20 protein-coding genes are annotated in these 25,780 nt (G+C 72.9%); 16 read left to right on the top strand and 4 right to left on the bottom strand.

Annotated elements, in window-relative coordinates; all coding sequences use genetic code 11:
* Positions 1-234: 234 nt before the first annotated feature.
* On the top strand, positions 235-477 hold the full coding sequence (locus tag ACZ434_RS28465) for a GntR family transcriptional regulator (RefSeq protein ID WP_468460777.1): 243 nt from the start codon (positions 235-237) through the stop codon (positions 475-477).
* Between the two features lie 25 nt (positions 478-502).
* On the opposite strand, the gene ACZ434_RS28460 is transcribed toward ACZ434_RS28465, so the two are convergent.
* Complete coding sequence (locus ACZ434_RS28460; RefSeq protein ID WP_468460775.1) at positions 503-1,000, bottom strand: NUDIX hydrolase; 498 nt, start codon at positions 998-1,000, stop codon at positions 503-505.
* A 114-nt stretch (positions 1,001-1,114) separates the two neighbouring features.
* Between ACZ434_RS28460 and ACZ434_RS28455 the strand changes: the two genes are divergently transcribed.
* The 12 genes from ACZ434_RS28455 to ACZ434_RS28400 all read left to right on the top strand — a co-directional run bounded on the left by ACZ434_RS28455 (position 1,115) and on the right by ACZ434_RS28400 (position 17,121).
* Positions 1,115-2,101, top strand: coding sequence for an STM4015 family protein (locus ACZ434_RS28455; protein ID WP_468460773.1), 987 nt, complete (start codon positions 1,115-1,117; stop codon positions 2,099-2,101).
* Positions 2,102-2,143: 42 nt separating this feature from the next.
* Positions 2,144-4,567, top strand: coding sequence for a wHTH domain-containing protein (locus tag ACZ434_RS28450; RefSeq protein ID WP_468460771.1), 2,424 nt, complete (start codon positions 2,144-2,146; stop codon positions 4,565-4,567).
* 173 nt (positions 4,568-4,740) lie between these two features.
* Complete coding sequence (locus ACZ434_RS28445; protein ID WP_468460769.1) at positions 4,741-5,703, top strand: EamA family transporter; 963 nt, start codon at positions 4,741-4,743, stop codon at positions 5,701-5,703.
* A 120-nt stretch (positions 5,704-5,823) separates the two neighbouring features.
* Entirely contained in the window at positions 5,824-6,543 is a 720-nt protein-coding gene (locus ACZ434_RS28440) for a hypothetical protein (RefSeq protein ID WP_468460767.1), read from the top strand.
* A 475-nt stretch (positions 6,544-7,018) separates the two neighbouring features.
* The gene (locus ACZ434_RS28435; RefSeq protein ID WP_468460765.1) at positions 7,019-7,816 is read left to right on the top strand and encodes a TIGR03084 family metal-binding protein; all 798 of its coding nucleotides are present in this window, start codon (positions 7,019-7,021) and stop codon (positions 7,814-7,816) included.
* Positions 7,813-9,510 (top strand): acyclic terpene utilization AtuA family protein, encoded by a 1,698-nt coding sequence (locus tag ACZ434_RS28430; RefSeq protein WP_468460763.1) that lies wholly within the window; start codon positions 7,813-7,815, stop codon positions 9,508-9,510. Before ACZ434_RS28435 ends, ACZ434_RS28430 begins: the two co-directional genes overlap by 4 nt.
* Positions 9,507-11,105 (top strand): acyl-CoA carboxylase subunit beta, encoded by a 1,599-nt coding sequence (locus ACZ434_RS28425; RefSeq protein WP_468460761.1) that lies wholly within the window; start codon positions 9,507-9,509, stop codon positions 11,103-11,105. Before ACZ434_RS28430 ends, ACZ434_RS28425 begins: the two co-directional genes overlap by 4 nt.
* A gap of 14 nt (positions 11,106-11,119) precedes the next feature.
* Positions 11,120-12,985, top strand: coding sequence for an acetyl/propionyl/methylcrotonyl-CoA carboxylase subunit alpha (locus tag ACZ434_RS28420; protein WP_468460839.1), 1,866 nt, complete (start codon positions 11,120-11,122; stop codon positions 12,983-12,985).
* A gap of 55 nt (positions 12,986-13,040) precedes the next feature.
* Positions 13,041-14,177, top strand: coding sequence for an acyl-CoA dehydrogenase family protein (locus ACZ434_RS28415; RefSeq protein WP_468460759.1), 1,137 nt, complete (start codon positions 13,041-13,043; stop codon positions 14,175-14,177).
* A 30-nt stretch (positions 14,178-14,207) separates the two neighbouring features.
* Positions 14,208-15,788, top strand: coding sequence for a 4-coumarate--CoA ligase family protein (locus ACZ434_RS28410; RefSeq protein ID WP_468460757.1), 1,581 nt, complete (start codon positions 14,208-14,210; stop codon positions 15,786-15,788).
* On the top strand, positions 15,785-16,519 hold the full coding sequence (locus ACZ434_RS28405; RefSeq protein ID WP_468460755.1) for an enoyl-CoA hydratase family protein: 735 nt from the start codon (positions 15,785-15,787) through the stop codon (positions 16,517-16,519). The genes ACZ434_RS28410 and ACZ434_RS28405 overlap by 4 nt, the downstream gene beginning before the upstream one ends.
* On the top strand, positions 16,507-17,121 hold the full coding sequence (locus ACZ434_RS28400) for a TetR/AcrR family transcriptional regulator (protein ID WP_468460753.1): 615 nt from the start codon (positions 16,507-16,509) through the stop codon (positions 17,119-17,121). The genes ACZ434_RS28405 and ACZ434_RS28400 overlap by 13 nt, the downstream gene beginning before the upstream one ends.
* A gap of 51 nt (positions 17,122-17,172) precedes the next feature.
* Here ACZ434_RS28400 and pdxH read toward each other — a convergent pair whose 3' ends face one another.
* Entirely contained in the window at positions 17,173-17,859 is a 687-nt protein-coding gene (pdxH, locus tag ACZ434_RS28395) for a pyridoxamine 5'-phosphate oxidase (protein WP_468460751.1), read from the bottom strand.
* Positions 17,860-18,130: 271 nt separating this feature from the next.
* Here pdxH and ACZ434_RS28390 point away from each other — a divergent pair, with 271 nt between their 5' ends.
* Positions 18,131-19,231: a citrate synthase 2 gene (locus ACZ434_RS28390; RefSeq protein WP_468460749.1), complete on the top strand. Its 1,101-nt coding sequence runs from the start codon at positions 18,131-18,133 to the stop codon at positions 19,229-19,231.
* Positions 19,232-19,573: 342 nt separating this feature from the next.
* Here ACZ434_RS28390 and ACZ434_RS28385 read toward each other — a convergent pair whose 3' ends face one another.
* Together ACZ434_RS28385 and ACZ434_RS28380 are read right to left on the bottom strand one after the other, a co-directional pair.
* Positions 19,574-20,905 carry a M64 family metallopeptidase gene (locus ACZ434_RS28385; RefSeq protein ID WP_468460747.1) on the bottom strand — a complete coding sequence of 444 codons (1,332 nt, stop codon included), beginning with the start codon at positions 20,903-20,905 and terminating at the stop codon, positions 19,574-19,576.
* A gap of 53 nt (positions 20,906-20,958) precedes the next feature.
* Positions 20,959-22,461, bottom strand: coding sequence for a S28 family serine protease (locus ACZ434_RS28380; protein WP_468460745.1), 1,503 nt, complete (start codon positions 22,459-22,461; stop codon positions 20,959-20,961).
* A 205-nt stretch (positions 22,462-22,666) separates the two neighbouring features.
* Here ACZ434_RS28380 and ACZ434_RS28375 point away from each other — a divergent pair, with 205 nt between their 5' ends.
* Entirely contained in the window at positions 22,667-24,082 is a 1,416-nt protein-coding gene (locus ACZ434_RS28375; protein ID WP_468460743.1) for a helix-turn-helix domain-containing protein, read from the top strand.
* A gap of 129 nt (positions 24,083-24,211) precedes the next feature.
* Positions 24,212-25,615, top strand: a complete 1,404-nt coding sequence (locus ACZ434_RS28370; protein WP_468460741.1) for a PAS domain-containing protein — start codon at positions 24,212-24,214, stop codon at positions 25,613-25,615.
* Positions 25,616-25,780: the final 165 nt, after the last annotated feature.

Here is a 25,780-nt window from a genome sequence, read left to right as displayed (position 1 = left end):
GACTCCGCGTGGGGCCCGGTACGACGGTGTACTCCGCGTGGTCGTCGCAACAGGCTCACCCACGCAACGAGACGGCCGATAAGGTCGGTCATGTCATCAGCTCCGTTCACAACTCATCTGGTGACTACGCCCCGGGACGGCGGCATCCGTCGCCGGGGCTCTTATTGGTTGAGCGCGGTCTACCGAAGTCTACCGCGGTCGCACGGTCTACCGCGGAGTTTTAGCGTCCACTGCATGACTCCCGAACTCGACCGCACTCGGCCCGTCTGGCGACAGGTGGCCGCCGCCATCACCGAGCGCATCTCGGACGGGACCTATCCCGTGGGTGCCCGGGTTCCGTCGGTCGTCGAGTTGTCGGCGGAGTTCGGTGTCGCCGCGTCGACTGCCCAGAAGGTGCTGGCCCACCTGAAGGCGGAGGGGCTGGTCCGGGCCGAGGTGGGCCTCGGGTCCTTCGTCGCCGAGCGGCCTGAGACGTAGATCCGCGCGTACGGGCCCGACGCCCTCAGGGCGCCGTCTCGCCCCGTGCCAGTGGGCCGCATGCCGGCTGGGTGCCCTCCGGCAGGTCGTCCGGGGGGCACCAGCGGGCCTCGAGGATCTCGAAGGGGTCCAGGCGGAGTTCGCCGCCGAGGAGGCGGGCCTCGTAGGCCACCTCCATGCGGGTGCGCAGGCCGCTGTTGAGCATGATCAGGCGGCCGACCTCCACGTCGAGGTCGGTCTCCTCCTTGACCTCGCGCACCACCGTCGCCCGGAAGTCCTCGCCCTTGCGGGCGAAGCCGCTCGGCAGGCCCCACTGGCGGCCCGGGGGCCACATCCGGTGCCGGAGCATCAGTACGCGCCCCTCGTCGTCGCGCACGACGCCGGTCACGCCGACCACGAACTTGGCGTGCAGGAGCCACATGATGCGGCTCTGGAAGGGGCGCAGCAGGCGCCAGAGGCGGGTGACGAGTCGGCGGAGCACGGGACCTCGGTGGGTGTGGTGGGGCGGGTACGGGGGCGTCATGGGGACCGTACCCGCAAAGCGGCCGGGTCCCGCGTACGGGGCGCGTACGGGCGTTGTCACCGGCCACTGTTAGAACGGTGGGCACCTCAGCCTCCACGAAACCAAGGGGACAGCATGGAGTTGCTGGCCGGTGTGCCTCAACACCCCAACAACAAAGACCACTTGCGCTCGTTCCACGGACTGCCGGTCCTGGACTTCCCGGAGGTGTCCTCCGGGTTCCCCCTGCCGGAGGATCCCGGGTCCGTGGCGTGGCGCGTCCGGGTCGGGATGAGGGACGAGAACGAGGACTCGTACGACTACTGGGACCGCTTCATCGGGACCATGCCGCTGGAGGAGATCCGCGCGCTCCTCATCGGCAGCCCGTGGTACGGCTTCGAGGCCAACGGCTTCCAACAGCGGGAGGACCTCGTCGAGTTGAGCCACCGGTTCACCAACCTGGAGGCGCTGTTCCTCGCCGACGTCCACTTCGAGGAGAGCGAGATCTCCTGGGTGGGGCACGGCGATGTCGGCCCCCTCCTGGAGGCGTACCCGCGGCTGCGGGAGCTCGGGATACGCGGCAGCAACGACCTGGAGTTCCCCGTCATCCGTCACGAGGGGCTGCGCACCCTGCGCTTCGAGAGCGGCGGGCTGCCCGGCGCGGTCGTGCGCAACGTGGCCGCCTCCGACCTGCCGTCCCTGGAGTACCTGGAGCTGTGGATCGGTGACGAGGAGTACGGCTGCGACACGACGGTCGAGGACCTCGCGCCGCTGCTCACCGGGGAGCGGCTGCCCGCGCTGCGTCATCTGGGGCTGCAGAACAGCATGTTCCAGGACGAGATAGCCGCCGCCGTCGCGCACGCCCCGGTCGTGGCCCGGCTCGAATCGCTGAAGCTGTCGTTGGGCGCGCTCGGCGACGAGGGCGCCGCCGCCCTGCTGAGCGGCCAGCCACTCACCCACCTGCGCCACCTCGACCTGCGCCACCACTTCCTCAGCGACGCCATGATGCTGCGGCTCTGGGACGCCCTCGAACCGGCGGGCGTACGGGTGGACCTGTCCGACCGGTGCGAGGAGGACGACGAGCTGTACGAGGAACCCGTCCGCTACGTCGCCGTCTCCGAGTGAACCCCGTTCGTTCTCACCCCCTCCCACCCCAGAAAGGCCACCGTGCCGCACGATCCGGCTTCCCTCGACCGTCCCGACCGGCGCATCGTCAGCCGCGCCCTGAACCACGAAGCCCCCTGGCTGGACCCCGAAGAGCCCGTGTCGCTCCGCCACGTCCTGCGTGCGGCGGTGCGGGGCGGTGACCCCGGCGCGATCAGCTCCCGCCTCGCCGAGCTGGGGTACCGGGTGCCCTCTCCCGAGCAGCTCGCCTCGGTCACGGACGACGACGTCAAACTGATCAGCCGCGACGGCGACGGTGTCGCGCCCTGGATCGGGGACGAGACCACCGCCTGTCTCCGGGGACACGTCGTGTCGATGGCCGTACGGCTGGAGCGGCTGCCCGCCGGGATCGCCGCCCGGCTCACCGAACTGGGCGTTCCGGCACCCGCGCCCGACACCTTTCCGGCCGAAGTGCTGCTGCGCGGCGACGAGGAGCTGATCCGGGACCGGAACGGGAGCGGGCGAGGACACTGGATCGCGGACGACACCCCCGTGCCGGTCGTCCACGTGCTGGAAACCCTCCGGCTCAAGGGGCGCGCGGCCGAGCGCCCGCGCTGGGTGGCGTCCGAGATCGTCGCGGCGGGCGAGCGTCTCGCCCGCCTGGGCTACCAGGTCGCCCCGGGGGTGGCGGAGTTCACCTCCGCCGACGCGGTGCTGGTCAGCGAAGGGCTGGACGGGCGCGAGCCCTGGCTGACGGAACAGCATGAGCCCGTGCCGCTCCACCACGTCCTGCGCTTCGCCCAGGCCCACGACCGGGACCCGGGCGAGGTCGTCGCCCGGCTCGGCCGGTTCGGGTACCGCCGGCTCCCCGAGGGCCCGCCGGCCGGTTCCGTGACACACGTGACACGCGTGACGCCCGAGGACGTGGAGCTCCTCGCGTACGAGTGGGACGGGCAGCGGTGCCGGCTCGCGCAGGACGACCCCGAGTGGTTCGCGCACGTCGTGGCGGTCGGCGCCGGGACCGGGCGGGCGCCCGCCGGGATCGCGGACCGGCTGCGGCTGCTCGGCTACCGCATCCCCGCGGAGCAGCTCCCCGCCGAGGTGTCCCAGGACGACCTCGCGCTCATCAGCGGCCAGTCCCTCGCAGGGGCCGGGCCCTGGCTGTCCCGCACGGACCCGGTGCCGGTCGGGCACGTCCTGCACCGGGCCCACGCCCGGGGGACGAGCACCGCACCGGTTCTGGCCCGGCTGGCGGAGCTCGGCTACACCCGTCTGCCCGACGTCCCGGACCGGAGCGTCACCGACGACGACCTCCGGCTCGCCCGTGCGCGGGCGGACGACGGCGCGCCGGTGATGGCGGACACCGTTCCCTACGGCCGGGTCATGCGGGCCGCGGCCGACTCGGGCACCGGCCCGCGCGAGGTCGCGGACCGCTACCGGGAGCTGGGCTACACCGACGTCGTCCTCCCGGACGGTCCGCTGCCCGAGTCCGTCGCGGAGCGCGACGCCGACCTCGCCACCACCGAATCCGGCGGCCAACTGGCACTGGACGAGCCCGTTCCGGTCGCGCACATCGTGCGGCGGGCCCATGCCGAGGGGGTGGCGCCGGCCGGGATCGCGCGACGGCTGCGCGCCCTCGGGTTCCGCGACGTGCCCGACGGGCTGCCGGAGACGGCGTATGCCGGTGACCTGGCCCTGATCGGCGAGAACGCGAGTGCGGGGGGCCGGCTCCGCTCGACGACCGGTGTGACGGCGGACGACGTACGGCGCGCCGCCCGCGACCTGCGGGCGAGTCCGTACGACGTCGCGACCCGGCTGATCGCCCTCGGCTACGCACTGGAGTTCACCCCGCACCCCGACGACGCGGTGATCGTCAGCCTGAACGCCGACGGCCGCGCGCCCTGGCTCGAACGGGCAGCTCCGGGCCACGTGCTTCTCGCCGCCCGACTCCTCGACCGCACCCCCGAGGACATCGCGGACCGGCTCCGGGAACTGGGCTACGGCGACTGGCGACTGCCGGACGTGGGCGGATTCGAGAAGGGGGACGTGATCCTGCTCAGCAGGGAGACGGCGGATCACGGGCCCTGGCTCGCCTGGGGGGAGACCCCCTCGTGGCGGCACGCGCTGCGGGCCGCGCGGCGCACGGGACGCGGCCCACAGGAGACCGGGGAACGCCTGGGGCGGCTCGGCCACGATCCCCGCCTGCCGGCCGCGATCGACGTGGACGACGAGGACCTGCTGGAGGGCATGCCCCGGGAGCACGGCTCGTACAAGAACCCGCTGGACACCGGGGAGGTCCTGGGGATGGCGAGCAGGTCGGGCAGGAGTCCGGCCGAGGTGGCGGCCCGGCTGGCCGAGCTGGGTATCGAGGTTCCCGACCTCGACTACCCGACCCGGCGCCCGGCTCCCGCGCCGTCCGGCCCGTCCCGGCGCCCGGCTCCCGCGCCGTCCGGCCCGTCCCGGTCCGTGGAAACGGGGTCCGTATGACGGAACCGAGTTGACCCGGGCGGGGCGGGGGACCGATCGTCAGGTACGTAGTCGTCCTACGGTCCTGTCCGGAAGGCCGGGAGGATATTACTCTGGACCGGACAGTTCACTGTGATGCGCGATGCCGACACCAGTAGCCCCCGCCCCGCCGCACCGAGCCCCCAGGAAGCCCCGTGACCACCCCCAGCGCCGCCGCCGCCCCGCCCACCGCCGCTCCCGGGACGGGGCGCGGTCACGCGCCCGCGCCGTCCGGGGCCCCGCGCGGGCGCGGTTCCCTGGGGCCCGTGGGGCTGGTGCTCGCCGGCGGGGTTTCCGTGCAGTTCGGTGGGGCGCTCGCGGTGACGCTGATGCCGCGTGCCGGTGCGCTGGGGGTCGTGACGCTGCGCCTTGCGGTCGCGGCGGTCGTGCTGATGCTGCTGTGCCGGCCGAAGCTGCGCGGGCACTCGCGCGCCGACTGGGGCACGGTGATCGTCTTCGGTGTCGCCATGGCGGCGATGAACGGGCTCTTCTACCAGTCCGTCGCCCGTATCCCGCTCGGTCCGGCGGTCACCCTGGAGGTCCTCGGCCCGCTCACGCTCTCCGTGCTCGCCTCCCGGCGGGCGATCAACCTCGTGTGGGCGGCCCTCGCCCTCGCCGGCGTGTTCCTCCTCGGCGGCGGAGGCTTCAGCAGCCTCGATCCCGTGGGTGTCGCCTACGCCCTGGGCGCCGGCGCCATGTGGGCGGCCTACATCGTCTTCAGCGCGCGTACGGGGCGCCGCTTCCCGCAGGCGGACGGGCTCGCCCTCGCGATGGGCGTCGCGGCGGTCCTCTTCCTGCCGCTGGGCATCGCCGAGTCCGGTACGAAGCTCCTCGACCCGACGATCCTCGCCCTGGGCGCGGCGGTCGCGGTGCTGTCCTCCGTACTCCCCTACACCCTCGAACTCCTCGCCCTGCGCCGCCTGCCCGCCTCCACCTTCGCCATCCTGATGAGCCTGGAACCCGCCCTCGCCGCGGCGGCCGGCTTCCTCATCCTCGACCAGGCCCTCTCCACCGCCGAGGCCGCCGCCATCGCCCTCGTCATCGCGGCGAGCATGGGGGCGGTGCGGACACAGGTGGGGCGGGGGAGGAGAGTGAAGGGCGCCGGGGGCGGCTCCTGACGGCGCCGTACGGTGACCCCTGACCCCTGATCGCTGGGACCGCGGTGGTCCGGTGGGACAGTAGGGGCGTGCACGGCGGCCCGTCCGGGTAGGGACGGGGCACTCACAGGGGGGAGCGGCATGGTGGCGGGGGCGTTCGGCGATCTTCTCCTGGGGCTGCTGGCCAGTTGCCTGAGCGGGCTGGCGGTGTGGCTGTGGCAGCGCGGGAAGCACAGCCGCGAGGTGCGGCTGCGGGCGAGAGTCGTCGGCGCACGGCCCGGCGACACCTGCCTGATCGTGATGAACAACAAGTACGGCGCTCCGGGCACCACGCACCACCACGACGTGCAGGCCATGATCGAGACGGCCGTCCTCAGCCACGGTCTGGGGTGCGAGGTCGAGGTCGTCCGCAGCGACGACTTCCGGGGCGGCAACGGGGACAGGCCCGAGTTCTGCATCGGGGGCCCGCTCGGTTCGAACGTACGGAGCGCGGGCCATGTCGCGCACTCCCTCCCCGGGGTCACCTTCCACCCCTACACCCACCCGGACCATCCGCTGGCCATCGAGGCGGGCGGGGTGTGCCATCGGCGGGACGCCGGGCGCGAGGAGTACGTGCTGGTCGCGAAGTTCACCGCGCCGGGCGGGGAGCGTCCCGTCATCCTGATCTGCGGGCAGAGCGCGATCACCAATCACGCCGCCGCCTACTTCCTCCGCCGCTCCTACCGCCGGATAGCGGACACCGTCGCCTCCACCGAACGGTTCTGCCTGATCCTCAAGGTGCCCTCGATCCGCACGTACGGCTTCCAGGGGGTCGTCCTGGAACGCGACGTCACCGACGCGGCCTTCACGCGCGGAGCGTGAGCCTCCGCGGGCGCGCGCCTACAGCCGCACCGAAAGGTTGCCCACCGTGGCCGTTATGGTCAGCTCGCCACCGATCGCGTGCAGGTACGCCGCCATCGTCGCGGTGTCCAGCCGGGCGGTGCCCCGCTCGATCTGGCTGACCCGCCCCTGAGTGACCCCGGCAGCCTAGTTGCCCGCAACCAGGAAGATGGCCCGCCGCTCGGGATCGAAGACGAAAAGCATCCGAATGCTTACCGTCCCGCCAAGGGTCTTGATCCCGTCAAGTACATCTTCGAAGAAGCGCAGCTCATATGGTTCGGCCAGCCCGCAACATTAGCCCAACCTAATGTTGCGGGCAGTTGCTTGCCGCCGGCGACACTCGCCTGTCGGTGTCGTGGTTCGGCGAAGAAAATCCAGCAAGCGTGCTTGATTGTTTTATTGCTCCCTGCCATGCTCCACGCACACCGCCGTGTCCGTGTCCCGAGGGGAGCGCCTCGTGTCCGATCCGACACCCGTGATCGACGACCTGTGTGCCGAGAGTGACGAACTGGACCGGTTGGTAGCCGGACTGAGTGCGGAGCAGTGGGCACGGCAGACGCCCGCCGACGGGTGGACCGTGGCCCATCAGATCGCCCACCTCGCCTGGACCGACCACTCCGCGCTGCTCGCCGTCACCGACCCGGACGGGTTCCGGGCGCTGGTGGAGCGGGCCCTCGCCGCACCGGGGACCTTCGTCGACGAGGGCGCCGAGGAGTACGCCCGGGCCCGGCCCGCCGACCTGCTCGCGCGGTGGCGTCAGGGGCGGGCGGCGCTGGAGAAGGCGCTGCGGGAGGCCCCGGCCGGGGCGCGGTTCCCCTGGTACGGGCCGCCCATGTCGGCCGCCTCCATGGCCACCGCCCGTCTCATGGAGACCTGGGCCCATGGACTGGACGTCGCGGACGCGATTGGTGTGATGCGGCCACCCAGCGACCGGCTCAGGCATGTGGCGCGGCTCGGGGTACGGACCCGGGACTTCGCGTACGGGGCGCACGGGCTCACCCCGCCCGCCGAGCCCTTCCGGGTCGAGCTCACCGGGCCGGGCGGTGAGGTGTGGGCGTACGGTCCCGAGGACGCGCCCCAGCGGGTCACCGGGCCCGCGCTCGACTTCTGCCTCCTCGTCACCCAGCGCGCCCACCGCGCGGACCTCGCCCTCGTCGCCGAGGGCCCCGACGCAGGCCGCTGGCTGGACATCGCCCAGGCCTTCGCCGGGCCGCCCGGCGGCGGACGGGAGCCGAAGGGGGACACCGCACGGTGACGGCGACGGCGACGGCCCTGCGCATCGGGAACTTCTCCGGCTTCTACGGCGACCGCTTCGACGCCCCGCGCGAGATGCTCACCGGCGGCGAGGTCGACGTCCTCACCGGCGACTACCTCGCCGAGCTGACCATGCTCATCCTCGCCCGCGACCGGCTCAAGGACCCCTCCGCCGGGTACGCCCGCACCTTCCTGCGGCAGCTGGAGGAGACCCTGGGGCTCGCGCACGAGCGGGGCGTCAGGATCGTCACCAATGCCGGCGGGCTCAACCCCGCCGGGCTCGCCGACGCCGTACGGGCCCTGGCCGGGCGGCTCGGCATCCCCGTACGGGTCGCCCACGTCGAGGGCGACGACCTCACCGCGCGGTACCCCGGCAGCCTCGCCGCCCACGCCTACCTCGGCGGCTTCGGGATCGCGGCATGCCTCCGCGCGGGCGCCGACGTGGTCGTCACCGGGCGGGTCACCGACGCGGCCCTCGTCACCGGGCCCGCCGCCGCCCACTTCGGCTGGGCGCCGGCGGACCACGACCGGCTCGCGGGAGCCGTCGTCGCCGGGCACGTGCTGGAGTGCGGGACACAGGCGACCGGCGGCAACTACGCCTTCTTCGGGGAGCGCCGCCCCGGCGACCTCCGGCGGCCCGGATTCCCGCTCGCCGAGATCCACGCCGACGGCAGCGGCGTCATCACCAAGCACCCCGGCACCGGCGGCTTCGTCGACGTCGGCACGGTCACCGCGCAACTGCTCTACGAGACCGGCGGCGCCCGGTACGCCGGGCCGGACGTCACCGCGCGGCTGGACACCGTACGGCTCACCCAGGACGGGCCCGACCGGGTGCGTATCGAGGGGGTGCGCGGGGAGGCGCCGCCGCCCACGCTCAAGGTCGGGCGCAACCGGCTCGGGGGCTTCCGCAACGAGGTCGTGTTCGTGCTCACCGGGCTCGACATCGAAGCCAAGGCCGACCTGGTGAAGGAGCAGATGGGCGACGCGCTCGCCACCACACCCCCCGCCGACGTGCGCTGGGAACTGGCCCGCACCGACCGGCCCGACGCCGGTACCGAGGAGACCGCGAGCGCCTTGCTGCGGCTCGTCGTACGCGACCCGGAGCAGGAGAAGGCCGGACGCGTGCTGAGCGCCGCCGCCGTCGAGCTGGCGCTGGGAAGCTACCCCGGGTTCCATGTCATGGCGCCACCGGGAAAGGGCTCCCCCTATGGAGTCTTCGACGGTGTGTACGTCCCCCATGGCGACGTCGACCACGTGGCCGTCCTCCACGACGGTCGTCGCGTCACCGTGGACGCGCCCCACGACACCGCCGTACTCGACGACGTACCGGAACCCGCGCTCCCCGAGCCGCTGCCCGCAGGACCCACGCGGAAAGCCCCCCTCGGCCTCCTCGTCGGCGCCCGCAGCGGCGACAAGGGCGGGAACGCCAACGTCGGCGTCTGGGTCCGCGACGACGACGCCTGGCGGTGGCTCGCGCACGAGCTGACCGTGGACCGGTTCCGGGAGCTGATCCCCGAGGCCGCGGGTCTGCCCGTCACCCGGCACGTCCTGCCCCGCCTGCGCGCCCTGAACTTCCTCGTCGAGGGAATCCTCGGCGAGGGCGTCGCCGCTCAGGCCCGTTTCGATCCGCAGGCCAAGGCGCTCGGCGAATGGCTGCGCTCCCGGCACCTCGACATCCCGGAGACCCTGCTGTGACGGTCATCGAATCCGCGCTGAACACGGCCGACCCGGAGTACCGGGAGCACCGCGCGGCCATGCTCGCCAAGCTTGACGAACTCGACGCCGAGCACGCCAAGGCCCTCGCGGGCGGCGGCGAGAAGTACGTCGAGCGGCACCGCACGCGCGGCAAGCTGCTCGCCCGCGAGCGCATCGAACTGCTCCTCGACCCCGACACGCCCTTCCTGGAACTGTCCCCGCTGGCCGCCTGGGGGAGCGACTACACCGTCGGCGCCTCGCTCGTCACCGGCATCGGCGTCGTCGAGGGCGTGGAGTGCCTGATCACCGCCAACGACCCGACCGTGCGCGGCGGCGCGAGCAACCCGTGGAGCCTGAAGAAGGCCCTGCGCGCCAACGACATCGCGCTCACCAACCGGCTGCCCGTGATCAGCCTCGTCGAGTCCGGCGGCGCCGACCTGCCCTCCCAGAAGGAGATCTTCATCCCGGGCGGCGCCGTCTTCCGCGACCTCACCCGGCTCTCCGCGGCCGGCATCCCGACCGTCGCCGTCGTCTTCGGCAACTCCACCGCCGGAGGCGCGTACGTGCCCGGCATGTCCGACCACGTGATCATGGTCAAGGAGCGGGCGAAGGTGTTCCTCGGCGGCCCGCCCCTGGTGAAGATGGCGACGGGGGAGGAGAGCGACGACGAGTCCCTGGGCGGCGCCGGGATGCACGCGCGGGTGTCGGGCCTCGCCGACCACTTCGCCGTCGACGAACCGGACGCGCTGCGCCAGGCCCGCCGCGTCGTCGCCCGCCTCAACCACCGCAAGGCGTACGGGGACCCGGGACCGGCCGCCCCGCCCCAGTACGACGAGGACGAACTCCTCGGCATCGTCCCGGGCGACCTGAAGGTCCCCTTCGACCCGCGCGAGGTCATCGCGCGGATCGCCGACTCCTCCGACTTCGACGAGTTCAAACCCCTCTACGGCACCAGCCTCACCACCGGCTGGGCGGCTCTCCACGGCTATCCCGTCGGCATCCTCGCCAACGCCCGGGGAGTCCTCTTCAGCGAGGAGTCCCAGAAGGCCGCCCAGTTCATCCAGCTCGCCAACCAGCGCGACATCCCGCTGCTGTTCCTGCACAACACCACCGGCTACATGGTCGGCAAGGAGTACGAACAGGGCGGCATCATCAAGCACGGCGCGATGATGATCAACGCGGTCAGCAACTCCCGCGTCCCCCACCTGTCCGTCCTCATGGGCGCCTCCTACGGCGCCGGCCACTACGGCATGTGCGGCCGCGCCTACGACCCGCGCTTCCTGTTCGCCTGGCCCAGCGCCAAGTCCGCCGTCATGGGCCCGCAGCAGCTCGCCGGCGTGCTGTCCATCGTCGCCCGGCAGTCGGCGGCGGCGAAGGGACGGCCCTACGACGACGAGGCGGACGCGGCGCTGCGCGCCATGGTGGAGCAGCAGATCGAGTCCGAGTCGCTGCCCATGTTCCTCTCCGGGCGGCTGTACGACGACGGCGTCATCGACCCGCGCGACACCCGCACCGTCCTCGGCCTGTGCCTGTCGGCCATCCACACCGCCCCCTACGAGGGCGCGCGGGGTGGCTTCGGCGTCTTCCGGATGTGAGGCCCACGATGCCCCTGATTACTTCCGTACTCGTCGCCAACCGGGGCGAGATCGCCTGCCGTATCGCGCGCACCTGCCGCGCGTTGGGAATCCGGACCGTCGCCGTGCACTCGGACGCCGACGGGAACGCGCTCCACACACGTGCGGCGGACACGGCGGTACGACTGCCGGGGTCGGCGCCCGCCGACACCTATCTGCGCGGCGACCTGATCGTGAAGGCCGCCCTCGCGGCCGGCGCGGACGCCGTTCACCCCGGCTACGGCTTCCTCTCCGAGAACGCCGGCTTCGCGCGGGCCGTCCAGGACGCCGGACTGGTGTGGATCGGGCCGCCCCCGGAGGCGATCGAGGCGATGGCGTCCAAGACGCGCGCCAAGGAACTGATGGGCGTCGCGCCCCTGCGGGACGTCACCGAGGCCGACCTGCCGGTCCTGGTGAAGGCGGCGGCGGGCGGCGGCGGACGCGGCATGCGCGTGGTACGGCGCCTCGCGGACCTGGCGGGCGAGCTGGCCGCCGCCCGCGCGGAGGCGACGAGCGCCTTCGGGGACGGCGAGGTGTTCGCCGAGCCGTACGTGGAGGGCGGACGGCACGTCGAGGTGCAGGTGCTCGCCGACACGCACGGCACGGTGTGGGCGCTCGGTACACGCGACTGCTCCCTCCAGCGCCGGCACCAGAAGGTGATCGAGGAGGCCCCGGCCCCCGGACTGACCCCGCGGCTCACCGGCGAACTCCACGCCCTCGCCGTACGCGCCGCGCGTGCCGTCTCCTACGTCGGCGCCGGCACCGTGGAGTTCCTCGTCGCCGGGGACCGGGCGCACTTCCTGGAGATGAACACCCGGCTCCAGGTGGAACACGCCGTGACCGAGGCCGTGTTCGGCATCGACCTCGTCGCCGAGCAGATCAGGGTCGCCGAGGGCCACGCCCTGGCCGACGAGCCGCCTCCCGCGCGGGGGCACGCCGTGGAGGCCCGCCTCTACGCCGAGGACCCCGCCCGCGACTGGGCACCGCAGACCGGCCGGCTGCACCGCCTCGCCGTCCCCGACTCCGTACGCCTGGACACCGGCTGCACGGACGGCGACGACATCGGCGTCCACTACGACCCGATGCTCGCCAAGGTCGTCGCCCACGCGCCCACCCGCGCGGAGGCGATCCGCACACTGGCCTTCGCCCTCGACCGCGCGGTGATCCACGGTCCCGTCACCAACCGGGACCTCCTCGTCCGCTCCCTGCGCCACGAGGAGTTCGCCGGGGCCCGCATGGACACCGGCTTCTACGACCGCCACCTGCCCGAGCTGACCGCCCCGGCCCCCGACCCGTACGCCCCGCTCGCCGCCGCCCTCGCCGACGCCCACGGCCGCTCCCGCTTCGGCGGCTGGCGCAACGTCGCCTCCCAGCCGCAGATCAAGCGGTACGCCCTGGGGGACGAGGAGCACGAGGTCCGCTACCGGCATACACGTGAGGGACTGACAGCCGACGGGGTGCAGGTCGTGCACGCCGGCGCGGACCTGGTGATCCTCGACGTGGCCGGCGTACGACGCCGGTTCGAGGTCAGCCGCTACGGCGACCGCGTGTACGTGAACGCCACCCCCCTCACCGCCCTCCCCCGCTTCCCCGCCCCCACCGTCCAGCACGCCCCCGGCTCCCTCCTCGCCCCCATGCCGGGCACGGTCGTCCGCATCGCGGAGGGCCTGACCGAGGGAGCAGAGGTGGAGGCCGGCCAGCCCCTGCTCTGGCTGGAGGCCATGAAGATGCAACACAGGATCACCGCCCCGACCACGGGAACCCTCAGCGCCCTCCACGCCGTAACAGGACAGCAGGTGGAGCCCGGCATGTTGCTGGCGGTGGTGCAACCCACCCAGGGGCGCGGGGAACTGCGCGAGTAACCACGACGAACCCGCACCCTCCCGACGACCCGAAGCCCCCCTCTCAGGAGCGCTCATGCCGGTGATCGAATCAGAAGAGCACAAGGCCCTCCGCGACGCCGTCGCCACGTTCGCGAAGAACCACCCCCGCACCCCCGGTGCCGACAACCGCCCCTTCTGGCAGGAAGCAGCCAAGCTCGGCTACATCGGCGTCAACCTGCCGGAGGCACACGGCGGAGGCGGTGGCGGCATCACCGAACTCTCCCTCGTCCTCGAAGAGATGGGCGCCGCCGGCAACCCCCTGCTGATGATGATCGTCTCCCCGGCGATCTGCGGCACCGTCATCGCCCGCTTCGGCACCGAGGCCCAGAAACGGGAGTGGCTGCCCGCCCTCGCCGACGGCAGCCGCCTGATGGCCTTCGGCATCACCGAACCCGACGCCGGCTCCAACAGCCACCGCATCACCACCACGGCACGCCGGGACGGCACCGACTGGCTGCTCACCGGCCGCAAGGTGTTCGTCTCCGGTGTCGACATCGCCGACGCCACCCTCGTCGTGGGCCGCACCGAGGACGCCCGCACCGGCAGGCTCAAGCCCTGCCTGTTCATCGTCCCGCGCGACGCGGAGGGCTTCCAGCGGCGCCCCATCGACATGGAACTCAACGCCGTGGAGAAGCAGTTCGAGCTGGTCCTCGACGACGTACGACTGCCCGCGGACGCGCTCGTCGGGGACGAGGACGCCGGTCTGCTCCAGCTCTTCGCCGGCCTCAACCCCGAGCGGATCATGACGGCAGCCTTCGCGATCGGCATGGGCCGGTACAGCCTCGCCAAGGCCGTCGCGTACGCGCGGGAACGCACCGTCTGGAACGCCCCCATCGGCGCCCACCAGGCGATCGCCCACCCCCTCGCCCAGGCGCACATCGACCTCGAACTCGCCCGCCTGATGATGCAGAAGGCCGCCCACCTCTACGACGCCGGCGACGACGTGGGCGCGGGCGAGGCCGCCAACATGGCCAAGTACGCGGCAGCCGAGGCCTGTGTGAAGGCCGTCGACCAGGCCGTGCACACCCTCGGCGGCAACGGCCTCACGCGCGAGTACGGGCTCGCCTCGCTGATAACCGCCGCGCGCGTGTCTCGTATTGCCCCGGTGAGCCGGGAGATGATTCTCAACTACGTCTCCCACCAGACCCTGGGCCTGCCCAAGTCGTACTAGGCCGGGCCCCTCGGCCGTCTTGGAGGAACCATGTTCCGAAGCGAGTACGCGGACGTCGCACCGGTCGAACTCCCCATCCACGACGCGGTGCTCACCCGGGCCGCCGAATTCGGCGGCACCCCGGCGCTGATCGACGGCACCGACGGCACCACCCTCACCTACGAACAGGTCGACCGCTTCCACCGGCGGGTCGCCGCCGGACTGGCCGAGGCGGGCGTGCGCAAGGGGGACGTGCTCGCCTTGCACAGCCCCAACACCATCGCCTTCCCCACCGCGTTCTACGCGGCCACCCGCGCGGGCGCCGCCGTCACCACCGTGCACCCCCTGGCGACCGCCGAGGAGTTCGGCAAGCAGCTGAAGGACTCCGCGGCCCGCTGGATCGTCACCGTCTCACCGCTGCTGGAGACCGCGCGGCGGGCCGCCGAGATCGCGGGCGGGGTCGAGGAGATCTTCGTCTGCGACAGCGCGCCGGGCCACCGCTCCCTGATCGACATGCTGGCCTGCACCGCCCCCGAGCCGGTCGTCGACATCGACCCCGCCGAGGACGTCGCCGCGCTGCCGTACTCCTCCGGCACCACCGGCGTCCCCAAGGGCGTCATGCTCACCCACCGGCAGATCGCCACCAACCTCGCCCAGCTCCAGCCGTCGATCACGGCCGGACCGGGCGACCGCATCCTCGCCGTCCTGCCGTTCTTCCACATCTACGGGCTCACCGCCCTCATGAACGCCCCGCTCCGCCAGGGCGCCACCGTCGTCGTCCTCCCGCGCTTCGACCTGGAGACCTTCCTCGCGGCCATCCAGAACCACCGCATCACCGGCCTGTACGTGGCCCCGCCCATAGTCCTGGCGCTCGCCAAGCACCCCCTGGTCGCCCAGTACGACCTGTCCTCCCTGCACCACGTCGTCAGCGCCGCCGCGCCCCTGGACGCGAGCCTCGCCGCCGCCTGCTCCCGGCGGCTCGGGCTGCCGCCGGTCGGGCAGGCGTACGGCATGACGGAACTGTCCCCGGGCACCCATGTCGTCCCCCTGGACGCCATGGACGACGCGCCGCCCGGCACCGTCGGCAAGCTCATCGCCGGCACCGAGATGCGCATCGTCTCCCTCGACGACCCCGGAAAGGACCTCGGCCCCGGCGAGTCCGGCGAGATCCTCATCCGGGGGCCCCAGGTCATGAAGGGCTACCTCGGCCGCCCCGACGCCACCACCGCGATGATCGACCCGGACGGCTGGCTGCACACCGGGGACGTCGGCCACGTCGACGAGGCCGGCTGGCTGTTCGTCGTCGACCGCGTGAAGGAACTCATCAAGTACAAGGGCTTCCAGGTCGCCCCCGCCGAACTCGAGGCGCTGCTCCTCACCCACCCCGGAGTCGCCGACGCCGCCGTCATCGGCGTCTACGACGACGACGGCAACGAGGTCCCGCACGCCCACGTCGTCCGCCACCCGTCCGCCCCCGGCCTCTCCGAGAACGAGGTCATGCTGCACGTCGCCGAGCACGTCGCCCCCTACAAGCGCGTCCGGCACGTCACCTTCATCGACGGCGTCCCGCGCGCCGCCTCCGGAAAGATCCTGCGCCGCGAACTCCGCGCGGCGCACAAGGAGCCCTCGTGACCCTGATCGGCCGCAGCCACGCGCGGGGCGTCGAAACGCTCTCCCTCGACGCCCCGGAGCGCCGCAACGCCCTGTCCGCCGCTCTCATCGGCGAACTGGCCGACGCCCTCACCGACGCCGGCGGGGACACCGGCGTCCGCGCGGTGGTCCTCACCCACACCGGCACCACCTTCAGCGCCGGCGCCGACCTGCGCGACCCGCCCGCACCGGACGCCCTGGTCGGCCTGTTGCGGCAGATCGTGGAGCTGCCCAAACCGGTCGTCGCGCGGGTCACCGGACACGTCCGCGCGGGCGGGCTCGGACTGCTCGCCGCCTGCGACATCGCCGTCGCCTCCCACACGGCGACGTTCGCCTTCACCGAGGTCCGCATCGGGGTGGCGCCCGCCGTCATCTCGCTGCCGCTGCTGCCCCGCACCGACCCGCGCGCCCTGGCCCGCTACTACCTCACCGGGGAACGCCTCGACACCGCCGAAGCGGCCCGCATCGGCCTGCTCACGGCGGCCGGGGAGGACGTGGACGAGACCCTCGCCCCCGTCCTCGACGGCCTGCGCCGATCCGCCCCCCAAGCCCTGGCCGAGACGAAACGGCTGCTCACGGCTAGGGTGCTGGAGACCTTCGACCGGGACGCGGCCGGCCTGACCGCGCTCTCGGCGCGCCTGTTCGCCTCCGCGCAGGCGCGGGAGGGAATGACGGCCTTCCTCGAACGACGGGATCCGGAGTGGGTGGTGTGAGCACGACCGACCGTGCGGAACGAGTCCCCAAGCAGGACCGCAGCCGGGCCACCCGGCAGCGGCTCCTGGAAGCCGCCGTGGCCTGCCTCGCCGAACACGGCTGGGCGGGCTCCACGGTCACCGTGGTCGCCGAACGCGCGGGCGTCTCCCGGGGAGCCGCCCAGCACCACTTCCCGACCCGTGAGGACCTCTTCACGGCCGCCGTGGAGTACGTCGCCGAGGAACGCTCCACCGCCCTGCGCGCCCTCTTCCCGGAGGGCGCCGCGGCCGGCGACCGCCGCGCGGTGGTCGCCGCACTGGTCGACCTCTACACCGGCCCCGTCTTCCGCGCGGCGCTCCACCTCTGGGTCGCCGCCTCCGACGAGGAACAGCTGCGCCCTCGCGTGACCGAGCTGGAACTGCGCGTGGGCCGCGAGACCCACCGCATCGCCGTCGAACTCCTCGGTGCCGACGAGTCCCGCCCGGGCGTCCGCGAAACCGTCCAGGGCCTGCTCGACATGGCCCGCGGCCTGGGCCTCGCCAACCTCCTCACCGACGACACGGCCCGCCGCGAGCGGGTGGTGGCGCAGTGGGCGGCGCTGCTGGAGGAAGCGCTGGGCTGAGCCGCCCCTCGCCGGGCCGAGCCGCCAGGCGCCTCGCCGGGCCGCCCCGGTTCACGGAGCGAGCCGCTCCACCCGCCAGCCCCCGTCCGCCTCCGCCACGTACCGCAGACGGTCGTGGAGGCGGTTCTCCCTGCCCTGCCAGAACTCCACCGTCCGCGGGGTCACCCGGAAGCCGCCCCAGTGCGGCGGGACCGGCACCTGCTCGCCCTCCGGGTAACGGGCCGCGAGCCCGGCGTACGAGGCGTCCAGCTCCGCGCGGCCGGCGATCACCGACGACTGGCCGCTGGCCCACGCCCCCAGCTGGGAGCCGTGCGGGCGGGTACGGAAGTAGGCCGCCGTCTCGTCGCGGCCGGTGCGGCGCGCGGTGCCGGTGACGATGACCTGCCGGGCCATCGGATGCCAGGGGAAGAGGAGCGAGACCTGGGGGTTCGCCGCCAGGTCACGGCCCTTGCGGGAGTCGTAGTTCGTGTAGAAGACGAACCCGCCGTCGTCGAAGTGCTTCAGCAGCACCGTGCGTGAGCTGGGCCTTCCCTCCGCGTCCGCCGTCGAGACGATCACGGCGTTCGGCTCGAACAGCCCGCCGTCCGTCGCGGCCTGTTTGAACCAGCGCGCGAACTGCTCGACGGGTGTGGCGGCCAGGTCGGTCTCGGAGAGCCCCTCGGTCCGGTACTGCTTGCGCATCGCGGCGAGGTCGAAGGGAACGGCGTCTCGGTCGGTCACGCGGTCATCCTGCCGCATGCGTGAACCCTTGGGGAGCGGTGTCCTTCGTCACCCCATGGCACTCAGTGCCGCGAACCCTCCCCAAAAGTGGCACTCAGGGATATCGTGCAGGCACTGATCCGGTTGGGCGACCGCCAGCCGGGCATCACAGGGATGACGTCCCGGACCGCGAGTCCACACAGCGTGACCGCGGATCCACCGGACGTACCCGCTCGCGCCGACTTGACCCGACACATGGTCGTCCCACCCCACAACACCATCTGTCACCCACCTCACGAGGAGCCGCCTGATGTCCGACTTCGTACCCGGGCTCGAAGGAGTCGTCGCGTTCGAAACGGAGATCGCCGAACCGGACAAGGAGGGCGGCGCCCTCCGGTACCGGGGCGTCGACATCGAGGATCTGGTCGGGCACGTCTCCTTCGGCAACGTCTGGGGACTGCTCGTCGACGGGGCGTTCAATCCCGGGCTGCCGCCCGCGGAGCCCTTCCCGATCCCCGTGCACTCCGGTGACATCCGCGTCGACGTGCAGTCCGCGCTCGCCATGCTGGCACCGGTGTGGGGCCTCAAACCGCTCCTCGACATCGATGCCGAGCAGGCCCGCGACGACCTCGCGCGCGCCGCCGTCATGGCACTGTCCTACGTCGCCCAGTCCGCGCGCGGCCAGGGGCTGCCCATGGTGCCGCAGCGCGAGATCGACAAGGCGGAGTCCATCGTCGAACGCTTCATGATCCGCTGGCGCGGCGAGCCCGACCCCAAGCACGTCGCCGCCGTCGACGCCTACTGGACCTCGGCCGCCGAGCACGGCATGAACGCCTCCACGTTCACCGCGCGGGTCATCGCCTCGACCGGCGCGGACGTCGCGGCCGCCCTCTCCGGGGCCGTCGGCGCCATGTCGGGACCGCTGCACGGCGGCGCGCCCTCACGTGTGCTGCACATGATCGAGGAGATCGAGCGCACCGGGGACGCCGAGGCGTACGTCAAGCAGGCCCTCGACAAGGGCGAGCGCCTCATGGGGTTCGGCCACCGCGTCTACCGCGCGGAGGACCCCCGCGCCCGCGTCCTGCGCCGCACCGCCCGTGAGCTGGGCGCCCCGCGCTTCGAGGTCGCCGAGGCCTTGGAGAAGGCCGCCCTGGCCGAACTGCACGCCCGCCGGCCCGACCGGGTGCTCGCCACCAACGTCGAGTTCTGGGCGGCCATCGTGCTGGACTTCGCCGAGGTCCCGGCGCACATGTTCACGTCGATGTTCACCTGCGCCCGCACGGCGGGCTGGTCGGCCCACATCCTGGAGCAGAAGCGCACCGGCCGCCTGGTCCGCCCCTCGGCCCGCTACGTCGGCCCGGGGACGCGTGACCCGCGCGAGATCGAGGGCTACGGGGACATCGCCCGCTGAGCGGGGCCCCGTCGGAACGCAACTCGGAACGCAGACGACCCGCGAGTCTGGTTCCTCCCTGGGGAGGAGCCGGCCGGACGTTACCGGCGACTCGCGGGTCGGGTGACTGCGTTGGATTGGGCCGGTCGCGTGCATCACGCACACGCTGGTCCGGCGCCGAACCGAGTACGGCGGCGGGCTACTGGCCCGCAGCCACCTCTTCCGTCCGGTCTGCATACATCTGCCGAACCACCTCCTTTCCGAAGTACCGCCACACTAAGAAGCGCTCGCCGGCGAATCAACCACTTTTTTCGTCCGCCCCGCGCGGTGCCCGGACCGTCACGGACGGTCGCCGCGCGGGTGTCAGCGCCGTACGGTCCAGGTCACCGAGTTGGACGTGAGGTCACGGACGTCGTGGTCGCGTACGGCGTCCGTGGTGTCCACGACCTTCGCGGTGACCGTGTGGGACCGCCGGTCGGCCGGGGTGCCGAGCCTGGCCGGGACGACGGAGGTCTTGCCGCGGGCCTGCTTGGCCTCGCGTCCGTCGACGTACCAGCGGAGCTCCAGGTCGGCCAGTCCCGTGCCCAGGTCGGCGAGGCGCACGGAGAGCGTGCTGCGGCGGGAGACCGTCCCGGAGGTGTCCACCAGCGGGGTGAGGGCGTTCGCGGACCGGTAGAAGCCGGCGATCATCGCCTCCTGGCCGGGGAGGTTGAACGTGTCGGTGCTCAGGGACCGCATGATCGAGTTCTCGGTCGGGCGGTGGATCCCGTACTCGTAGTAGTCGCCGCCCTCGAAGGTGCCGACGAGGCCGCCGCTCGGGTCGCTCTCGCCGAGCCACGCCGCCCACTTGGTGCGCTGGGCCGCCATCCGGTCCGCGGTCAGCGTCGAGACGTTGGCGGCGGCGGGCTCGGAGTACGGGTAGGGGCCGTAGCCCGCGTACTGGTACTCGTCGGCGAGCAGGCCGACGGAGTGGGCCATCTCGTGGGCGGCGATCAGGGTGGAGTGGGCGTTGTCCGAGGAGATCGTGGAGACGCCGTCGTAGCCGTAGTCGCCGGCCAGGCCCGAGTAGCCGGCACCGCCGTACTTGGTGGAGTTGGAGACCACGATGACCAGGTCGGTGGCCGGGGCCCTGTCGGCGTAGGCCTTGGTCTTGTCGAGGTCGACGCAGACCAGCCGCTCGGTCCCGCCGCACCAGAAGTACGAGCCGAGCGCGGTGTTCCTGACGTCGCCCGCGGACGGGTCGCCGGTGACACCGGAGTCCTGGGAGACGGCCTTCACGGCCCAGACGTTGAAGAGGCCCTCGTAGCTCTTGTACGGCTCGACGTCCATGACCTCGTCCCACTTGGTGCGGGCGTCCTCCAGGAAGTCGTCCTGTTCGGCGGCGGTGTAGCCGTCGCCGATGATCGTGACGTCCAGGCGGTCGGCGGTGGGGCCGGTCTCGGCGAGCGGGACGACGTCGCCGTCCCCGGTGGCGGACCGCTGCCGCGCGGACGCGCCGGACCCGGCGTACGGGCTGTCGGCGGGCACCTGGGCGCGGGCGCCCTCACCGCCGGGCTCGGGGAAGTACTCGACGCCGACCACCTTGTCGGGGGCCGTGGCCGGGGCGTCGGCCGCGACGGCGCCGGCCGCGGCGGGCAGGACGGCGGTGAGGGCGAGGGCGGTCGTCACCGCGGTTCTGCGGAGGGGTATGCGCACGGGGTTCTCCCTGAGGGTGAGGGGGACGGGACGGAAGGGGGCGCGGGAGGCGGTCAGGGCCGGCCGTGGCCGCGTCCGCGCTCGGCCGCGCGGTCGGGACGGTCGAGCGTGCGGTCGTAGGGGGCCTCGGCGCCCGCCCGCTTCTCGGGGGTCGCGAGCCCCGCGTAGCGGAGCAGGGCGTCGGTGGCGCGCTTTCGGTCGGCGGTGCTCAACTGGCCGATCGAGGCACCGTGGTTGGCTCCGGGGGCGACCAGCAGGTGGTTGTCGCGCCGGGTGTGGCCCTTGCCGTTGCCCTTGCCGGTGAGAGGGGTGAAGCGCTCGGCACCCCAGGGGTCGTTCTCGCCGTAGACGAACATCATCCGCTCGGACTTGGTGCGCACCCAGCGGTCGATGTCCTTGCCGAAGGACGGGTCGAACGCGGGCATGGGGATGTCCTTGCGGACGTAGGTGCGGGCGCTGTTGACGTCCGGGTACCGCAACAGGCCCTTCAGGTACGGGTACTGGACGACCGGCGACCCGAGCTGGGTGCCCGCCTGGTAGTAGTACGGCGTGTAGTAGTCCAGGCCCTGGTCGTTGTAGAACGAGAAGCCGGCGATGGCGTCGAGCCAGTCCCAGATCTCGTCGTCGGTGGCGTCCGCGCCCGGGATGCCGGCGCAGTAGGAGGCGTCGTAGTACTGCCAGAAGGCCCACGGGGTGTCGAGGATCATCATCTCGAAGGCCCGGTCGGCGGTGCCGAGGGTGCGGTCGAAGGTGATGCCGTTCTCGGCCGCGTACCGCTCGTAGCGGGCGGAGAGGGTGTCGCGGCGCTTCAGCGCCTCGGTCTGCGCGGTGGCGAGGGCGGCCCGGCACTCCGGGGTGCCGCGTGACAGCAGGAAGCGGCTGTACGCCGCGTCGCCGGGCCGGTCCGCGTCGTTGGGGGCGACGTAGGCGACCACGCCGTCCATGTCGCCCGGATGGAAGCGCTCGTAGTGGGTCGCCGTCATCCCGCCCTTGCTGGCGCCGGTGGCGATCCAGTTGCCGGGGTAGATCCGCTCCAGGGCCTTGAACACGCGGTGCTGGTCGGCGGCGCCCTGCTGGGAGGTGAGGGCGCTGAAGTCGGTGCCGGTGTCCGGCCGGGAGGAGTTGAAGAACCGGTACTCCAGGGACACCTGGTTGCCGTCGACCAGGCGCGTGGGCTCGGAGCGGCTCGGGTTCGGGTCGGCGGGCAGGCCGTAGCCGCCGGTGGAGAAGACCGTCGGCCGGTCGAAGCCCCGGTGCAGGACGGTCAGCCGCTGTTCGAAGGTGCCCTTCCCCGGGTCCTCGTGGTCCACCGGCTGGGTGTAGGAGAGGACGAAGAAGCGGTAGCCGTCGTACGGCTTCTCCGCGACGACCTTCATCCCGGGTATGCCCAGAAGGCGATCGAGAAGGTCGGCTTTGCCGGTGTTGCTGCTTTTCCCGGCGGAAGGAGAAACGGTGCCGGCGTCGGCGGCCGAGGCGGCCGGAGAGGTGAGCGGAACGAGCAGCGCGGCGGCGACGGCGCCGGCTGCGGCGGTGATGCGGAACGGGTGTGTGCGCACGCTGAAAAGCCCCCACGGACGAGGAAGCAGATATAACCGAGGATGTAACTCTGCTTAAGTTGCCGCTTAAATTAGGGCCGTCGAACGCTTCTGACAAGGGTCGTTCCGTAACACCGCGACGGGTCCGCCCGTCCCGGGCGCCGCACGGGACCGCGCGCCCGCGGCATTACTGTGGGACCGGCCAGCAGGAAGGAAAGGGGGAACGGTGACGAACCGGCGAGGGACGGGCGCGAGCCCCGCACCCGACAGCCCCGACCCGTCCGCCCTGGGCGTCCGCATCCACCGGCTGCGCGTACGACGCGGGCTGACGCAACGTCAGGTGGCCGAACCCGCCTACACCGCCGCGTACATCTCCACCGTCGAGTCCGGGAAGACCCGCCCCTCCGAGGCCGCCCTCCGCCACATCGCCGAGCGCCTCGGGGTGACCCACGAGGAACTGACCACCGGCCGCCCCGCCCACCTCGTCACCGAACTGCGCTCCCGCCTCCTCGACGCACAGCGCACCCTCGCCACCGGGGACGCCGTCCAGGCGGCCGCCCAGTACCGGGAGTCGCTCGACCGGGCCGCCGAGCACGGCCTGACGGCCGAACGCGCCGCCGCGCTCACCGGCCTCGGCCACTGCGCCCTGGACACCGGCGACCTGACCGGGGCGCGCCGGCACTTCGAGGCCGCCGAGGAGCTGCTGGCCGACGCCCCGCTGCCGCAGCGCGCCGCGGCCCGCCGGGGCCGGGCCGTCGCCCACTACCTCGCCGGCGAACTGGGCTACGCCGTCCACCTGCTGGAGAGCGCCCTGGAGAACCTCACCGCCTCCGGGCTGCACGACCCCGACGCCCTGCTCCTGCTCTACACGGCCGTCATCGCCCCCTACATGGACATGGGCGCACACGTGCGCGCCGCCCGCACCGCCGAACTCGCCCTGGCGCTGGCCCCCCGGGTGTCCGATCCCGCGCTGGTCGCCGCCCTGCACCGGGGCGTGGCCCGCACGCTCATCGCCGAGGGCCGTACCGCCGAGGCCGACGCCTCACTGGCCAAGGCGTCCGAGCTCTACCAGCAGCTCCGGATCCGCACGGAACTCGCCCACTGCCACTGGATGCGCGGCTACGTCCACGCCCAGGACGGCGATCTGGAAGGCGCCGAGCGCCAACTGCGCACCGCGCGGGAGATCCTCACCGCCGGCCGTGCCGCCCTGTACCGCAGCCAGGTCGAGGTGGAACTGGCGGACGTACTGCGCCGCCGCGGCAGGACCGGCGAGGCCGAGCGGCTGCTGGACCGCCTGCTGGGGGAGCTGCACCCCGACCGGGGCGCCGTGCACGCGGGCGGCGCGCACCGCCTCCTCGGCCTCATCGCGGAGGACCGGGGCGACACGGCCGGGGCCGAGGAGCACTACCGGGCCGCGCTGTCCCTGCTGGAACGCTCCGGCGCGGCCGGGGACGTGGCCGATGTCTGCCGGCTCCTCGGCGACCTGCTGCGGCGCACCGGCCAGGTCGAGGCCGCGCTGGACGCGTACCGCACGGGACTGGGACACCGGGCCGCGCCCGGCACGACCACCCTGGGCCCGGCGCCGGCGGAGCCCGCCGCGCTGCACGGTGTGACGGCACCGTTCCACCGGTCCGGTGAGTGAGAGGGGTCGTACAACGATTCTCCCAATCTTGCGGGAACCCGATGTGCGCTGAGTCACGTTCAAGTTGAATGATGGTGAGTGAGCGAACCGTCGTGCCGTACGTGCGGACGCAGCCTGCAGGGGGTCCAGGTGAGTGCATCCCGGCGTAGTGGGACCACCGACGAGCTGGGGCCGGACGAGCCCGAGCCCGCGCGGGAGGGGTCGGACGGGTCCGACCTCCTCGCCGCGCTGCTCGACGGCATGGACGCCGCCCTGTGCGCCTTCGACGCGCACGGGACGGTCACGCACTGGAACCGTGAGGCGGAGCGGATCCTCGGCTGGAGCGCGGACGAGGCGGTGGGCCGGCCCGGGTTCGCCGGGTGGGCCGTGCGCAGCGCGGACGCCGAGGAGGTCGAGGCGCGGCTGATGTCGGCCATGGACGCGCCGGGCCGGCAGGTGAACGAGTTCGCGCTGCTGACGAAGGACGGCGGCCGGGTGCTGGTGCGCACCCAGTCCGCGGCCGTACCGGGACCCGACGGGAAGCCGGCGGGGGTGTACTGCGCGTTCAGCGAGGTGCACGCGCAGATCGACCTGGAGCGGTCGATCGCGCTGAGCGAGGCGCTGCTGGACGACGCGAGCTGGGGTGTCGTCCTGGTCGACGCCGATCTGCGCCCCGCCGTGGTGAACGCGCACGCCGCGCGGGCGCTGGGCGCGGGGCGTACGTCCGTACTGGGCCGGCCGCTGGGGGATCTGCTGGCGCAGGGCGTGGAGGAGCTGGAGAGCGCCCTGACCCATGTGCTCGCCGAGGGCGCGCCGCCCGCGCCGGCCGAGCTGTGGGTGAGCGTGCGCACACCGGAGGGCGAGCGGCGGCGGTGCTGGCGCAGCGGATTCGTGCGGCTGGCGTCACCGCTGGCGGAGGAGCCGGTGCCGCTCGGGGTGGGCTGGCTGTTCCAGGACGTGACCGAGTCCCGGCAGGGCGAGCAGGAGGCGTCGCTGCTGCGGTTCCGCGCGCAGCAGCTGCACCGCGCGGCGCGCGCGGCGGCGGAGTGCGAGGACCCGGCGGAGGCGGTGACGGTCCACCTCGACTTCGCGCTCGCCGGTTTCGCCGACCACGCGCTGATCGACCGCGTGGCCGAATGCCCGGAGGACGTGGAGGGCGCCGACCGGGTGCGGCTGGTGCGGATCGCCGCGACTCCGTCCGGTGCGCCGGGGCCGAGCCGGCTCGACGGGCGGGCGGGGCTGCCCGTGCGGTACGCGGAGTCGCACCCCGCGGTGCAGTGCGTGGAGCGGGCCGGGTCCGTGCGGGCCGGGGCGGGCTCGATGAGCGTGGAGGACGCGCGGGCGTGGGCGCTGGGGCGGCAGTGGCCGGGGGACGCGGTGTACGCGCTGTGCACGGTGTTGCGGAGCAGGGGGCGGACGCTCGGTGCTGTGACGTTTCTGCGGGGGGCGGGGCGTCAGGCGTTCGAGCGCGCGGACGCGATGTACGCGGAGGATGTGGCGGTACGGATCGCCGCGGCGCTGGATTTGGCGGGGCTGGTGGCCCCCGACCGTTGACCTCGCCCCCGCCGCCCCTTCCCGTCCCGTCCCGGGGCTCTGCCCCAGACCCCGCTCCTCAATCTCCCCCAGAGGGGGTACCCCCAGGAGGGGCTGACTTTCAGCCCGTCCGGCGATCGAGGACGAGGCCCGAAGGGCCGAAGGGGGGTCCGGGGGCGCAGCCCC

It is taken from the genome of Streptomyces sp. NPDC030893 (assembly GCF_055571535.1).
The sequence above is the reverse complement of the archived record's forward strand: the minus strand, read 5'-3'. Positions and strand labels throughout refer to the sequence as shown.